The sequence below is a fragment of the Sphingobium sp. BYY-5 genome (assembly GCF_022758885.1).
GTDB lineage: Bacteria > Pseudomonadota > Alphaproteobacteria > Sphingomonadales > Sphingomonadaceae > Sphingobium.
The window spans coordinates 1,927,776-1,943,103 of record NZ_JALEBH010000001.1; the positions used below are offsets into that span (position 1 = coordinate 1,927,776).

Genomic DNA, 15,328 nt, shown 5'->3' on the forward strand with positions numbered 1-15,328 from the left:
GGCATGACGCATTTTTCCCTGCTCGACCTGGTCCCCGTCCGTGAGGGCGATGATGCCGCCACCGCGCTCGCCAACGCCGCGGACCTCGCCGCTTATGCCGAAACGCTTGGCTATCACCGTTTCTGGGTCGCCGAACATCATGGGATGCCGGGCATCGCATCGGCCGCGACATCGGTCGTCCTCGCGCATATCGGGCATGCCACCTCCACCATCCGCATCGGCGCGGGCGGCATCATGCTGCCCAATCATGCGCCGCTGCTGATCGCCGAACAGTTCGGCACGCTGGACGCCCTGTTCCCCGGCCGCGTCGACCTGGGCCTGGGCCGCGCGCCTGGTTCGGACCAGCGGGTCGCGCAGGCCATCCGGCGCAATCTGGCAGGCGGGGCGGACCAGTTTCCACGCGATGTCATGGAACTTCAGGCCTTTTTCGCGGACGACGAGCGGCTGGGCATTCAGGCGACGCCGGGCGCGGGCGCGCAGGTGCCGATCTGGATATTGGGTTCCAGCCTTTATGGCGCGCAGTTCGCCGCCGCGCTCGGCCTGCCCTATGCCTTCGCCTCCCACTTCGCGCCTTCCGCGCTGGACGAGGCAATCGCGATCTATCGGCGCGATTTCCGTCCGTCGGCGCAGCTCAAATATCCCTATGTGATGGCGGGCTATAATGTCTTCGCTGCCGATGACGCGGCGGAGGCACAACTGCTGGCCAGTTCGATGCAACAGGCCTTCGTCCGCCTGCGCACCGGGCAGCCCGGTAAGCTCCAGCCACCCGTCCCCGGCTATTATGACAGCCTGCCCGGCCAGGCGCAGGCGATGCTGGCCGATGTGCTCAGTGTTTCCAGCATTGGTACGCAGGCCGATGTCGAACGCGACATCGCCGCCTTCCTGCGCCGCACCCAGGCGGACGAACTGATCGTGACCGGCCAGATTTTCGATCCCGTCGCGCGCAAGCGCAGCTTTGCGATCGCCATGGCGGCGGCGCAGGCGGTGACGGCGGGCGAACCGGCGCTCAACGCGCCCTGAGCCGTCCGCCGCTGAGGATGGACGCGGCGCCGGGTGCGATCCGCTGCAATGCCAGACCGGCGGGGATCACCGCCGCCAGAATGACGAAGGGCTGGGCGATCAGATAGATCGGGTAGAGCGACGATCCCATCGGTCCGAATATCGCCCCCAGCACCGGCCCGCCCAGCCAGATCAGGATGAGATGGGCGCAGAAAAAGAAGAAGGCGAAAGGCTCCAGCCGCAGCAACAGGCCACGCACGACGCTTCCAGCCAGCGCCCAGGCCAAGCGCCAGAAGGCGATGGCCGCGCTGACGCGGACGGCGAGGTCCAGACTGCGCTGGAAGGACAGCCATTCCCCGTCCCCCAGCCTGATCGTTCGATAAAGCTGCGCCGCCATGAGCAGGGCAAAGGGCAGAAGCGCTAGCGGCAGCGGAAGGCGCGCGATCCACTCCTCCCCCGCATGGCGGCGGGTGAGGATGCCGAGGACGAAGAAGAAGAGGATCGACACCCGCATCAGCACGGGCGGCCCCAGCCCCGCGATATGCGCCGCTCCCGCCAGGATCACGATCAGGCCCAGCGTCCAGTCCGGCAGACGCACCAGCAATGGGGCCGCGACCATGCAGAGGAACAGATCGCGCAGGAACGGCATCTGGACATTGATGTCGGGATTGCGGGTCAGGATGAGGACTTCATCCACGACCCACCAGAGTGATCGGGGCTGTGGCGCCGACAGGCCGAACAACCAGGCCGCGCCCGATACAAACAGGATCGCCAGCATGTTCCACAGGATCATCGGCAGAAGGATCGTCCGCGCCTTGCGCGCGATATGGCCGGTCCAGTCGCGCGTGCGCCCCGAAGCCGCCACCAGCCATCCCGAAATCAGGCCCAGCAGCGGCACGGCGCTCCGCCCGAATATCTCCATCAATGTCCAGCGCAGATCATCCTGCGTACTACCGCGAAGCGAGGCCAGCATCTCCCCGTTGAGACCCGTCCAGGCGTGGACATAGATCACTCCCAGGATGCAGATGACACGGGCTATGGAAATCGCGTCGGAGCGGCGCGCTCCATGGACCGGTAGGGTTTCAGGCAAGAAAATATCCTGGTTGTGACGCTTATGGAATGCCGGAACTGGCTCCACGTTCCATGGGACGGGACGATCCGTGGCGGAGCTGCGGGCAAAAGCCGCACTGTTCGAAGGACATAGACAATATGGGCGACCGGCTCAACCATCCCGGCATAAGCCAATATTTACCTATCTCCCCTATCTCCTCCCCCGACAATCGGAAGTCGTTCCGGTTGCAGGGGCGATCACAGACTCATGACCCAAATGCCGAGCGCACATCAACTCTCCGCCGCCGCCGCGCCGTCGGCGGTGAACCAGTCCATGGGCATGGTGTTCCAGATTGCCGGTTCCAGTTCCAAGATATTGATCGATGCGCCGCAACTGGCTGTGCTCGGCCATGATCCCGACCCCTGCATCGCCATGGCCGGACAGGTAGGCAGCCAGGTCAAGATGCGGGTCGGCCATAGCTGGCTGGTGGCCAGCGTGCGGGCGATGACGCTGGACCAGGCGAGCAAGGGCATCGTCGCCGATATCGATTTCCTGGGTGAAGGCGACGAAGAGGCGCCGACGGGGCGCATCTGCCGCTTCCGCCGCGGCGTGACGCGCTATCCCACGCCGGGCACCGACATCTTCCCGGTATCGAGCCAGGACATGGATCAAATCTACGCCGCCGACGATCGGCCGCATGTCCAGATCGGCACCGTCTATCCGACCAGCGGCACACGCGCCGCGCTCTATGTGGATTCCATGCTGGGCAAGCATTTCGCATTGCTGGGTTCGACCGGCACGGGCAAGTCGACCAGCGCAGCGCTGATCCTGCACCGCATCTGCGACCTGTCGCCGCAGGGGCATATCGTGATGATAGACCCGCATGGCGAATATGGCGCCGCCTTTGCGCAGAATGGCGCGGTCTATGACGTCAGCAACCTCGCTCTGCCCTATTGGCTGATGAATTTCGAGGAGCATTGCGAGGTGTTCGTCACCTCCTCCGGGTCCGACCGGACCGTGGACTGCGACATATTGGCCAAATGCCTGCTCGCTGCTCGATCGAAGAACCGGCTGGCGGAGAGCATTGGCCGCCTGACCGTCGATTCCCCCATCCCCTATCTGCTGTCCGACCTGACCACCATCCTCCAGAATGAGATGGGGAAGCTGGACAAGGGGACGGGTTCGCTGCCCTATATGCGGCTCAAGACCAAGATCGACGAGATCAAGGCCGATCCCCGCTACAGCTTCATGTTCTCCGGCATGTTGGTCGCGGACACGATGCAGGCCTTTCTGGCGAAGATCTTCCGCCTGCCCGCGAACGGCAAGCCGATCTCGATCATCGACGTGTCCGCCATGCCGTCCGACATCACGTCCGTGGTCGTGTCAGTGCTGTCGCGTCTGGTGTTCGACTACGCCATCTGGGCGCGCGACGAACCGCAGCGCCCCATCCTCCTCGTCTGCGAGGAAGCGCATCGCTATATTCCCAGTTCGACGACCGGTTCGGGTCAGGCGGTGCGCAAGATATTGGAGAGGATCGCCAAGGAAGGCCGTAAATATGGCGTGTCGCTGGGCCTTATCACCCAGCGCCCTTCTGACCTGGCCGAAGGCGTGCTGTCGCAATGCGGCACGATCATCTCGATGCGCCTCAACAACGATCGCGACCAGGCATTTGTGAAGGCGGCCATGCCCGAAGGCTCACGCGGTTTCCTCGATTCAATCCCCGCGCTCCGCAACCGGGAGGCGATCATCTGCGGCGAGGGTGTCGCCGTGCCGATCCGCGTCTCGCTCGACAATCTGGAGGAAAGCCGCCGGCCGGCATCGGGCGATCCCAGCTTCACCGAACTCTGGCGGCAATCGGGCAGCGAACCGGACATCCTGGATCGCACCATCACCCGCTGGCGTAACCAGGGGCGCTAGGGCCGATCGCCATTCAGCCCTAACGGGCTGCAAATGGCGGCTTTCCGCGCTTCCGGTGCTCACGTACTTTTAGTACGCTGCGCTCCGGGTCGCGAAAAGCCGCCATTTTCGCCACGTCATCATCTGAATGGCGATCGGCCCTAGCCTACCGGCGCGATCCGTCCGGCGGGTTCGGTTTCGCTGTTCACCGATTCGCGGCACTCCTCCTCATGGGGCTGGACCATCAGCTTCGCCTTGCGCCAGCCGCCCTGCGCATAGACCGCCCAGGCGAGCAGGAACGCCGCCAAGGATCCGGCCGGGAAGCTGAGCCACAAGGCATTGGCGCCCAGCGTCGGATAGCCCAGTTCGTAGAAGCCCAGCCGCACCCCGAACAGGGTGAAGGTCAGGATGACGAGCGGCGCCACCACCACGCCGTTGGCGCGCATCACGCCGAACAGGATCATGGTGCAGCCGAACAGCAGGAAGCTCCAACTCGCCAGCAATTGCATGTTCCAGGCGGCATCGATCGCCGCCTGGTTGGTTCCCAGGAACAGCGACAGCAACGGCGCATGGAACAGCAGGATCACGACGATCATCGCGCTGGTGATCGCGAACAGATAGCCCATGCCATAGCCGGTGATGCGGCTGATCCGGTCCCACCGGCCCGCGCCGACATTCTGCGCCGCCATGGCGCTGACCGCAGCGCCCATCGCCATCGCGGGCATCTGGAGATAGGTCCATATCTGCTGCGCGGCGCCATAGGCGGCCGTCACCAGCAATCCTTCGCGATTGACCAGCCCGATCATGACGAGGCCAGAAACCGACATGACGATCATCTGCAGGCCCATCGGCAATCCCTTGCCCACCAGCACGCGCATCTGGTCGGCAGCGGGCCAGAGATAGGCCATTTCCCTGCCCCGCAAGCGCAGGGACAGATCCTTGGCATAGGTAAAGGCGACCAGGCCGATCAGGCTGACGAAACCCGCCACAGCCGTCGCCGCGGCCGACCCCGCAATGCCGAAGGCGGGGATCGGCCCCAGCCCCAGGATCAGCACCGGATTGAGGATCAGGTCGATGGCGACGCTGACGATCATGAAGATGAGCGGCGTGCGCGCATCGCCCGCGCCGCGCAGGCCCATCATCATCATGACGCTGAGCAATGTCGCGGGCATGGCGATAAAGATGACGCGCAGATAGGTGAGCGCCAGGTCGAACGCCTCCGCCGGTGTCGCCAGCAGGCGCAGCAGCGCCGGCGCGCCGATCCACCCCACGATGGCGACGCCCAGCCCCATGATGGAGCAGAAGCCGACCGCCGATCCGAAGGCGCGCCGCGCCGCGTCCACGTCCCGCGCGCCGATCGCCTGCGCGATCATCACGGTCGACGCCATGCCGAAACCGAACACGACCGAGAACATCAGGAACATGATGATGTTGGCGTTGGCGGTCGCCGCCAGCGCCTGCGCGCCCAGGAAGCGGCCGACCCAGATGGCGTTGATCGAACCGTTGAGCGACTGGAGAATGTTGGACGCCAGGGTTGGGATAGCAAAAAGCAGCAGGGTCGACGCGATCGGCCCCTGCGTCAGGTCTTTTGCACCCTTGCCCTCTCCACTCACGCCCGGCCCTCCTTGTAAGTGCTCCTGCGAAAGCAGGAGCCCAGGGCGAACCGGCATTAGCTGGCATCCTGGGCTCCTGCTTTCGCAGGAGCGCATCCTTCTTTAGCGGCTTATCCCAACCGGTCCAGCGCCGCCTTCAGACGATCCGCCTCGGCGGTTTTTTCGGCATGATCCTCGCGCGCCTTGGCGACGGCTTCGGGCTTGGCCTTTTCGACGAAGCTCGGATTCGAGAGGCGACCGCCCAGCGAATCCCGCTCCTTCTCCGCCGCGGCCAGCGCTTTGGCGAGGCGGGTCTTTTCCGCCGCGATGTCGATCACGCCTTCCAGCGGCAGGATGAAGGTCGCTTCGTCCACCACGATCTGCGCCGCCCCGCCCGCAGGCGGCTCGCCGAAGCTCAGGCTTTCGACGCGACCCAGGCGTGCGAGGGCCACACCCTGCCGGTCGAGCCGGCGCTGCGTTTCTTCCGACCCGTCGCGCACCACCATGGGCAGCTTCGCGCCCGGCGGCACGTTGAGTTCGGTCCGCGCGGTGCGGATCGCGCTCACCAGCCGGATCAGCCAGTCGATTTCCGCCTGCGCATCGGTATCGACGGCGGCCAGCCCCTGCGGCCAGCGGGCGACGATCAGCTCGCTCTCGCGCTCACCGGTCAGATGCCACAGCTCTTCGGTGATGAAGGGCATGAAGGGATGCAGCATCACCAATATCTGGTCGAACGCCCAGCCCGCGACGGCGCGCGTCTCATCGTCCATCGCGCCCTTGGTGAGTTCGATATACCAGTCGCAAAACTGGTCCCAGACGAAATGATAGATGGCGTTGGCCGCCGCGTCGAAGCGCAAATCCGCCAGCGCCGTGTCGATCGCCTGCACCGTCGCCACCGTCTCCGCGATGATCCAGCGGTTGACCGGAGCCTGCGCGGCGGGCGCTTCGTGCGTGGTCGAGGCGGTGACGCCATTGGATTGTAGGAAGCGCGCCGCGTTCCACAGCTTGGTCGCGAAGTTGCGATAGCCCTCGACCCGCTTCTCATCCATCTTCACGTCGCGGCCCTGGCTTTCCATCGCCGCCATGAAGAAGCGCAGCGCGTCCGCGCCGAACCGGTCGATCAGGCCGAGCGGATCGACCACATTGCCCTTGGACTTGGACATTTTCTGCCCGTCCGCCGCGCGCACCAACCCGTGGAGATAGAGCTTGCGCCACGGCACGTCGCCCATGAACTCCATCCCCTGCATCGCCATCCGCGCGTCCCAGAAGAACAGGATGTCGAAGCCGCTGATGAGCAGATCGTTGGGGTAGTGCCTTGACAGCTTCTCGCTCTGCTCGGGCCAGCCCAGCGTTCCGAACGGCCAGAGCGCCGAGGAGAACCATGTGTCGAGGACGTCGGGGTCGCGCACCAGCTTCTTGTTGCCAGCCAGAGCCTGCGCCTCCGCTTCGCTCTCCGCGACATAGGGATTGCCGTCCTCGTCATACCAAGCCGGAATCTGGTGCCCCCACCAAAGTTGACGACTCACGCACCAGGGCTGGATATTCTCCATCCAATTGAAGAAGGTCTTTTCCCACGTTTTCGGCACGATCTCGATCGCGCCGTCGTGCACGGCCTGCATCGGGGCCACGGCCAGCTTCTCCGCATCGACATACCATTGGTCGGTCAGCCAGGGTTCGATCACCACATTGGAGCGATCGCCGAACGGGGTCTGGATCGTGCGCGGCTCGAAATCGGCGGAGACCTCCTCCCCTTCCTTGTCCTTGGTGACGTGCGGGACCAGCAGGCCCAGCGCCTTCATCTCCGCGACGACAGCCTCGCGCGCGCCATCGACGCCATCATGGCGGAAGCGGTGGAGGCCCAGGAAGCGATCGGGGATCAGGTCGTCGGCGGTCTGGACGACATTGGCGTCGGCATCGAACATGTTGAGCATCTCGCCAGCCTTGAAGCCCGCGCGCTTGCCCACTTCGAAATCGTTGAAGTCATGCCCCGGCGTGATCTTGACCGCGCCCGATCCCAGTTCCGGGTCGGCATGATCATCCGCCACCACCTTGAAGCGGCGGCCGGTGATCGGCTGGAGGATGTCCTTGCCGATCACATCCTTGTAGCGCGGGTCTTCGGGATGGACCGCGACCGCCATGTCGGCCAGCATGGTTTCGGGGCGCGTCGTGGCGACGACAATATGGTCGCTGCCGTCGGCCAGCGTCACGCCGTCCGCCAGCGGGTAGCGGAAGCGCCAGAAGCCGCCCTTGGTCTCGATCGTCTCGACCTCCAGGTCCGAAATGGCCGAGCGGAAATGCGGGTCCCAGTTCACCAACCGCTTGTCGCGATAGAGCAGGCCGCGCTTGTGCAGTTCCACGAAGGTCTTGACGACCGCCTTCGAGAACCCCTCGTCCATGGTGAAACGTTCGTTCGCCCAGTCCATGGAACAGCCCAGCCGCCGCAACTGGCCGGTGATGGTGCCGCCGCTCTCCGCCTTCCATTCCCAGACCTTCTCGACGAACTGGTCGCGGGTGTAGTTGCTGCGCTTGTCCTGGCGCGCCTCCATCTGACGCTCGACCACCATCTGGGTCGCGATGCCGGCATGGTCGGTGCCGACCACCCAGAGCGCATCCTTGCCGCGCAGTCGCTCGTAGCGGATGACGATATCCTGCAAGGTGTTGTCGAGCGCATGGCCAATATGCAGGCTGCCCGTGACGTTCGGCGGCGGGTTCACGATGGTGAAGGGCGTCGCGTCCGGGCGATCGGGGCGGAACAGGCCCTTCTCCTCCCAATGGGCGTACCAGCGGGATTCGATATCGGCGGGGTCGAAGGTTTTGGGCAGTTCGGTCATGATCGCGCTTTAGCGGGAACGTCGAGAACGTCAATTAAACCGCATCATTCGATCACAAGATTGGCCTGTAAAACGGCTCGTAGATCGGACGGCAAGGCACCTACCACCGACAACGGTCTTTTATATTTCTTGATGGCAACCAACTTCGGATCACCACGACTATTATCGAAAATCGCCAAATAATCGAGATGTTTGGCAAAAATTGCAAGCTGCTCGAAAGAACGGGCGCGACGCGCAATGATTTTGTCGGCCGGCACGTCATGTCCGCCCTCGGAAACCCTCAATCTCACGCGCTGGATCTGGAGGTCGGCCGATTCCAAGACCACATAAAGCATTCGGACATCGAAACCTCGCGCTTTGGCGCGATCAATCAACTCTCGATATTTGGAGGTGGAAAGCACGGTTTCCACACCAATCGTCTGATGAACTTCGATGGATGCATCCAGCCAGTTCTGGATACGATCGAGCGCCGCCCGATTTGCATCATTCTGGGCCAAACCTTCCTGCTCCATCAAGCGGAGGGTGAGAAGATCAGGATTGATAATCCAGATAGAACCGCCCCACCCGTCGATATCCGTGCGATTGTAGAGCGTGCTTTTGCCGGACCCGTTGGGTCCAGCAATAATCCATAGGGAAGGTTTCTCCGCCTTACGCGGCGATATCTGCATCTTTGGCCCGCTCACGGCGCTCGCGCTTCAACCTACGCACATTGGATCGAAATGCCGCGAGCAAATCATATTCCAATGTTTCGCTTTCGGACTGCACAACCTTGACGGCGATCATCTCACCGTTCGGCGCACGCTTCCATTTGGTTGGCAGATCACTGGGGCGTTTATCAGTCATGTCGTTACCTCTACCACAGAGATAATAGCGGTGGATAGGTTAGGAAAGACCTATTTCCCCGTCCACTTGTCCAGCCAGCCCAGCGCTTCGCCATACCATTGCAGCGAGTTGCGGGGCTTCAGGACCCAGTGGTTCTCGTCGGGGAAGACCAGCAGCTTCGACGGCACGTTCCGCCGCTGGAGCGCGGTGAAGGCGGCCAGTCCCTGGGTATAGGGAATGCGGAAATCCTTCTCGCTCGTCACCACCAGCATCGGCGTCTTCCACGCGGTTACATGGTTGACCGGGTTCCATTTCTCGAACTCTTGCGGCTTCTCATAATAGGGGCCGCCATGTTCCCATTCGTCGAACCACAATTCCTCGGTCTCATAGGCCATGGCGCGCGCGTCGAACACGCCGTCATGCTGGACGATGCACTTGAAGCCGTCGGCCCATAGCCCTTCGATCCAGTTCATCATATAGCCGCCATAGCTGGCGCCCAGCGCGCAGGCGTTGCCCGCATCGACCTGCGCGTCCTTCGCCGCGGCGGCGGCAAGGCCCAGCTTCAGGTCTTCGAGCGGCTTGCCGCCCCAATCTTTGTTGATGCTGTCGGTGAAGGCTTGACCATAGCCGGTGCTGCCATGGAAATCGACGATCACGGCGGCATAGCCATGGGCGGCGAAGGCCTTCGGGTTCCAGCGATAGGACCATGAATCGTTGAAGCTGCCCTGCGGCCCGCCATGGACCAGGAAGGCGACCGGCAGCTTGCCCGTCACGCCGCGCGGCTTCACGATCTGGCCCCAGACGGTGTCGCCATTGGCGCCCTTGAAGCTGTAGCGTTCGACCGACACGTCATCGACGCCGGCCAGCTTCTGCGCATTGACGCTGGTCAGGCGCACCGGCTTGCCTGTTGCAGGCATCTTCCAGAAATCGGCGGGCGACTGGATGCTGTCGAGCGCATAGACGAAACCGCCCTGGGGCAGCGGTACGACGCTGCCGGCATGCCCTTTCTCCGTCAACCGCGTGACCTTGCCCGACACTGCATCGACACGGAACACCGGATTGTCGAGCACGTCATTGGCGGTGACGAGCAGGCCCTTGCCGTTCGCCTCCCAGGCGATCGAGGCCACCGAGCGATCCCAGCCCTCGGTCAGCGGCTTGGTCTCGCCCGTCGCGATGTTGCGCAGCATCAGCACCAGCCGGTCGGCCTCATAACCCGGCCGCTTCATCGCCGCATAGGCGAGCCACTTCCCGTCGGGCGACACCGCCGGCATGGTGTCGGTCGCCTCGTTGGCGGCGGTCAGGTTGACCGGCGCGGCGCTGCCGTCTGCCGGAGCCGAGAAGATGTCGAGGTTGGTCGACAGCGGCTCGATCCGCCCCGCCTGACGCAGCGCGAAGAAGAGCGTCCTGCCCTCCGCATCCCATGCGATTTCCTCCGCGCCGCCGAACGGCTTGGAGGGACTGTCGCCGACCAGACCGCCCATCACCGACACGGCCGGGCCGCCCGAAACGGGCATGACGAAAATCTGCGAGCGCTGGCCGTCCGCCCATGTGTCCCAATGGCGCACGAACAATTGGTCATAGACGCGGCCACTGCCTGCGTCGGCAGGAGCATCCGGCTTCACATCGTCGATCGTCCGCGCGCCGACCGGGCGGTCTGCCCAGAGCGCGACCTTCGCCCCGTCAGGGCTGAGCAGGAAACCGGAAATGCCGCCCGGCGCCTTGCTGATCTGGACCGGATCGCCGCCCGCAAGCAGCACGCGCCAGAGCTGATCGTCACCGCTCGCGTTGGACTGGAAATAGAGCGCCGTCCCGTCAGGCGAAAAGACCGGCGACGTCTCATTCTTGTCAGGCTTCGACGCGATCAGGCGCGGTGTCTGGCCCGGCTTGCCGATGTCGAGCAGATAGAGGTCCATCCGCCCGCGATTACCGGCCAGGTCGGTGCTGCGCAGTTGATAGGCCAGCCATTTGCCGTCCGGCGACACGGCCGGCGCGGCAATACGGTCCAGCGCCACCATATCGGCCGGCGTGAACGGCCGGGCGAGCGCGGGCGCGGTTGCCAGGGCCATCATACCAAGCCCGGCAAGCAAAAATATCTTCATGAAATCACCCTCGGATCGGATCGCGACGCACAGGGCATCCGCCAAGGCGTCGTCAGGATGCGAGGGGTCTAAGCCTCCACAGAAATCATCGCAAGGGCGCTCAACGGCCTGTGATGCGCGCGATTTCCTTGGCGACCATATCCTCGACCAGCGCCGGCAGGCGCGCGTCGAGCCAATCCTTGAGCATGGGCTTCAACATCGAGCGGACCAGCCCATCGAGCGTGTTGTCCTGGCCGTCCTGCGGCGCGACCAGCATCGAGGACAGGGTGGACAGCGAATGGCGCGCCGCGACTTCGCTTTCAACCGAGAGGATGGAATCTTTACCGGATGCGGGCGCAGCAGGCGTTTTAGCGGCAGCTTTGGGAGCGGGCATCACGTCCTCCTCCATGACCTCCTCGGTCAGTTCCAGCACTTCTTCGACCGCCGGTTCGATCAAGGCGGCCTTCGCCGCCTCGGCACGAGCGCGGCGAGGCGTAGCCTGCACCGCCGCCTCGCCCTCCTCGGCGATGATCCGCTTGATGGAAGAAAGTATCTCTTCCATCGAGGGTTCCTTGGTCATGTCACCCATGGATAGTCCCCGTCCGAAACGCATTACGCATCCTTAGGCTTTAGAATTACCCGACCGGGTTAACAAGCAATTAAGGCTGCTGCGAAGAAGCGGCGTCGACATTGGCATTTTGCGCGGGCGTATCAACGGTGCGCGTCGCCACGGGCGTGGGCTTCGAATCGAAGCTCCAGTCCAGCCACTTGCCCTTCACCCGCTCATAATTGACCATCGGGTCGTAAAGCGTACCGCTTTCCAGCCCCAGATCGTCGGCTTCCGCATGCCCCATCGCGGCGAGCAAGCTGAAACCGGCAACATAGGCATTACGCTGCGCCGTCACCAACTGGACCTTGGCGTTGAGCGCCTCCTGCTCGGCATTGAGGATGTCGAGGATGGTACGGCTGCCCACCGAATTTTCGGCGCGTACGCCTTCCAGCGACAGATTGGCGGCGTCGACCGCCTTCTTGTTCGATTCGATGCTCTCCAGCGACGCCTGCCAGCTCGCATAGGCGGCGCGCGTCTGCGAAATGACGCTGCGTTCCACTTCGATCTCGCGTTCGATCGCCTGCGATTCGAGCGCTTGATTCTGGCGGACCTGCGCGGCCGGGCGACCACCCTGATAAAGGGGGATGGTCAACTGGACGCCGGCGGCGGCCTGCTTGTTGATCTGCGGGCCCTCTTCAGCAGCCTGACCTGCCTGGTCAAGTGTATGGAGATAATTGGTATAGCCCGCCGTGGTGAAGCCCGAAACCGTCGGCAGGCGACCGGCGCGGGCCACCTTCACATCATAGCCGGCGGCGATCCGGCTCTTCTTGGCGGCCAATATGTCCGGATTGTCGTTCAGTGCGACCTGCACCGCCACGACCGGCGTGGCCGGCAGGCCGGGCAGCGCCGGCGGCGCATCCAGCGCATTGGGCGCATCGCCCACCAGCGCGATGTAATTTTCGCGGCTCGTGATCAGATTGGCTTCCGCCGTCTGCAAATCCGATCGCGCCAGCGCCAGTCGCGATTCGGACTGGGCGACATCGGTCCGCGTGACATCGCCAACCTCGAAGCGATCATTGGTCGCCTGGAGATTGACCTCCAACGCCTTCACGTTCGACTGGTTGAGCGACACCACGGCATTGTCGCGGATCACGTCCATATAGGCGGCCACGGTTTGCGAAAAGATGCTGGCTTCCGTCCCGCGCAAATTGGCCTGTCCCGCCTCGACCCGAATCTTGGCGGCCTTGACATTGTTGCGCACGGCGCCGCCCGAATAGACCGGCACGCTCAGTTGCGCCTGAGCGTTCACCGTCCGCTGGGGCGAGGTGAAGCTGATCGTCGGCTTGAGGATGCTCTCGCTAAAGCTGCCCGTGACATCGACCGCCGGCCGACCGCTGGCCTTCTGGATCGGCACATTTTCGTCGGTCGCCCGTTGACCGGCGCGAGCGCCGGTCAGTGTCGGATTTGAGGCATAGGCCTTGGCCAGCGCCCCCTGCAGCGTTTCGGCCTGGGCTGGGGCGACCATGGCGCCAGCCAGAGCAGAGGTCAGCAACAGCAATGCGACCGCGGCACGATGCCGTTCATATATGCGCTTCGCTGTCATCGCCCTCCGCCCATCCTTTTTCAGAACACAAAAGCCTGAGCCGCGCCAAAACCAGGCAGCACGACCATTTCCATATCGATCAAACTGTTCAGCCCCAGCGAGCCGCCGACCGCCCGGCCGCTGCACAGGCGCGTGACGCCGCGATCGGCGACACCCGTCACGACGCGCGCGCCATCGGCAAGCTGCTGAACGAGCGCGGCGGGAACTTCCTCCACCGCACCGTCGATGAAAAGAACGTCATAGGGCGCGCCGGACAGCGCGCCGGCATGGAGCGCCCCGCGCACCACGGTCGCGCCGGGCACGGCGATCTCCGCCCCGCCCTCTTCCTCGACCGCCGTCACCTGGGCACCAAGCGCGACCAACAGCGCAGCGGCATAGCCGGTCGCCGCTCCGATCAGCAGCACCTTGTCGCCTTCGGCGATCTGCGCTTCCTTGAGCAGCCGACCCGTGACCAGCGGCGGATTCAGCGCACGACCGCCATCCAGCGGAATCGGACGATCGACATAGGTCATGGCGCGGCGATCGGCAGGGACGAAGTCCTCCCGCGGCACCTTGGCCATCACGGCGATCACGCGCTGGTCGTCCACGTCGCTGGTGCGCAACTGGCTGTCGACCATGGCGTTCCGCATCGAAGAATAGTTCTGCTCGGTCACGATAGTTCCTCGCTTGGCACAACTGTATTGGCAATGCAATACACTAAGGAGATCATCGGACCTCTAAATCAGCAAAGCCCCCGCGCCAAGCGGCTTTGCATGGCGGCCACCAAGATTCTTGCGCGCTTCGGGCCGGACCCCGCTTGACTTTGCCGCCAAAGCCGCACATCTGCGGCCACCCACATGCCGAGGCCCGATGGCGGAGTGGTTACGCAGAGGACTGCAAATCCTTGCACGCCGGTTCGATTCCGGCTCGGGCCTCCATCACAGCCTCCGGCTTGAGCATAGAAAAATCCCATTTTTTAATAGCTTGCCTACTCCAGGGCAGAGCCATCCGCGCGACATCGACTGGAAAGCCCGCAAGGCCCGACTCTCCGTCGCGCAGACCAGGCGACAATTTCCCATGACATCGTCTTCCACCCTTTCCACTCGATCATAGTCGGAAGAGACGACTCCACTTTGGACCGACAGCAGCCGTAAAGGCTATAGACATTGATTCTTGGTCAAATGTTCTGATGAAAAGTTGATCCAGAATAAATATTGTGCAATGTTGATGGAAAGGAAAATTCTGTACCTTGCCGTACCTTAGCATGGCGGGACAGAAGAAGTCAGATTGATAGAATTCGGGGGCCGGCATGTGTTGATGTGGGAGGATGGACTATGGGTAAACCAGCCTTTATATTGGCTGCGCTCTGCGCTGCGGCATTTTCGATGCCGGCTCATGCCGACATTACCGGTACTATAGACGCCACGATCACATTGACGACGGCTTGCCGGATCAACAATGCGGTTGTTCCCGACACCACCACCGGCGTCGATTTCGGGACGATCGATTTCGGCACCCAAAATAGCTATTTCACCACGGCGGACGCCCAGCTTGTCGGCACGGTCGGCAATGGCATCGCCATCCAGTGCAGCGACGGCATCGAACCGACGATCGCTTTTTCGGGCGGCAGCTTCGCCGGATTGGGCAGCAGCAACACGGGCACCACCGGCGCGCGCGCGATGAAGCATACGGCCGACGCGAACTATGTGACCTATAATCTGTATGAGGATGTGGCCGGCGGCACCGCGATCCCCGTGGACGGCACCATCGTCCTGGCGTCGGACGGCAGTGTCCAGACGGTGCCCATATTCGGGCGCGCTTTTGGCGCCAACAGCCTGGTCACTGGCACCTATAGCGACGTCGTCGTGGTAACAGTCTCCTTCAATCCCTAGGCCGCGGCGGTTGCCAGCGGGCGCGGGCCGTCCGG

12 protein-coding genes and 1 tRNA gene are annotated in these 15,328 nt (G+C 63.4%); 4 read left to right on the forward strand and 9 right to left on the reverse strand.

Features of this window, described 5'->3' with window-relative positions:
* Positions 1–3: 3 nt before the first annotated feature.
* Positions 4–1,020 carry an LLM class flavin-dependent oxidoreductase gene (locus MOK15_RS09240; protein ID WP_242931341.1) on the forward strand — a complete coding sequence of 339 codons (1,017 nt, stop codon included), beginning with the start codon at positions 4–6 and terminating at the stop codon, positions 1,018–1,020.
* On the opposite strand, the gene MOK15_RS09245 is transcribed toward MOK15_RS09240, so the two are convergent.
* The gene (locus tag MOK15_RS09245; protein WP_242931342.1) at positions 1,007–2,089 is read right to left on the reverse strand and encodes an acyltransferase family protein; all 1,083 of its coding nucleotides are present in this window, start codon (positions 2,087–2,089) and stop codon (positions 1,007–1,009) included. The genes MOK15_RS09240 and MOK15_RS09245 overlap by 14 nt on opposite strands.
* A gap of 237 nt (positions 2,090–2,326) precedes the next feature.
* Here MOK15_RS09245 and MOK15_RS09250 point away from each other — a divergent pair, with 237 nt between their 5' ends.
* Positions 2,327–3,967, forward strand: a complete 1,641-nt coding sequence (locus MOK15_RS09250) for an ATP-binding protein (protein ID WP_242932704.1) — start codon at positions 2,327–2,329, stop codon at positions 3,965–3,967.
* Positions 3,968–4,107: 140 nt separating this feature from the next.
* On the opposite strand, the gene MOK15_RS09255 is transcribed toward MOK15_RS09250, so the two are convergent.
* From MOK15_RS09255 to MOK15_RS09285, 8 genes are all read right to left on the reverse strand, one after another.
* Positions 4,108–5,559 (reverse strand): MATE family efflux transporter, encoded by a 1,452-nt coding sequence (locus MOK15_RS09255; RefSeq protein WP_242931343.1) that lies wholly within the window; start codon positions 5,557–5,559, stop codon positions 4,108–4,110.
* A 110-nt stretch (positions 5,560–5,669) separates the two neighbouring features.
* Entirely contained in the window at positions 5,670–8,369 is a 2,700-nt protein-coding gene (locus MOK15_RS09260) for a valine--tRNA ligase (RefSeq protein WP_242931344.1), read from the reverse strand.
* A gap of 44 nt (positions 8,370–8,413) precedes the next feature.
* Positions 8,414–9,052, reverse strand: a complete 639-nt coding sequence (locus tag MOK15_RS09265; RefSeq protein WP_242931345.1) for a zeta toxin family protein — start codon at positions 9,050–9,052, stop codon at positions 8,414–8,416.
* Positions 9,018–9,152: a hypothetical protein gene (locus MOK15_RS21870; protein ID WP_278254135.1), complete on the reverse strand. Its 135-nt coding sequence runs from the start codon at positions 9,150–9,152 to the stop codon at positions 9,018–9,020. Before MOK15_RS21870 ends, MOK15_RS09265 begins: the two co-directional genes overlap by 35 nt.
* A gap of 110 nt (positions 9,153–9,262) precedes the next feature.
* The gene (locus tag MOK15_RS09270; RefSeq protein ID WP_242931346.1) at positions 9,263–11,290 is read right to left on the reverse strand and encodes a S9 family peptidase; all 2,028 of its coding nucleotides are present in this window, start codon (positions 11,288–11,290) and stop codon (positions 9,263–9,265) included.
* A gap of 100 nt (positions 11,291–11,390) precedes the next feature.
* Positions 11,391–11,858, reverse strand: coding sequence for a DUF2497 domain-containing protein (locus MOK15_RS09275; protein WP_242931347.1), 468 nt, complete (start codon positions 11,856–11,858; stop codon positions 11,391–11,393).
* Positions 11,859–11,928: 70 nt separating this feature from the next.
* The gene (locus MOK15_RS09280; protein WP_242931348.1) at positions 11,929–13,422 is read right to left on the reverse strand and encodes a TolC family outer membrane protein; all 1,494 of its coding nucleotides are present in this window, start codon (positions 13,420–13,422) and stop codon (positions 11,929–11,931) included.
* Positions 13,423–13,442: 20 nt separating this feature from the next.
* The gene (locus tag MOK15_RS09285) at positions 13,443–14,075 is read right to left on the reverse strand and encodes a protein-L-isoaspartate O-methyltransferase (protein ID WP_242931349.1); all 633 of its coding nucleotides are present in this window, start codon (positions 14,073–14,075) and stop codon (positions 13,443–13,445) included.
* 190 nt (positions 14,076–14,265) lie between these two features.
* On the opposite strand from MOK15_RS09285, the gene MOK15_RS09290 reads away from it, so the two are divergent.
* Together MOK15_RS09290 and MOK15_RS09295 are read left to right on the forward strand one after the other, a co-directional pair.
* Positions 14,266–14,339: transfer RNA gene (locus MOK15_RS09290), tRNA-Cys, on the forward strand.
* A 396-nt stretch (positions 14,340–14,735) separates the two neighbouring features.
* Positions 14,736–15,293: a spore coat U domain-containing protein gene (locus MOK15_RS09295; protein WP_242931350.1), complete on the forward strand. Its 558-nt coding sequence runs from the start codon at positions 14,736–14,738 to the stop codon at positions 15,291–15,293.
* The last annotated feature ends 35 nt before the right edge of the window (positions 15,294–15,328 follow it).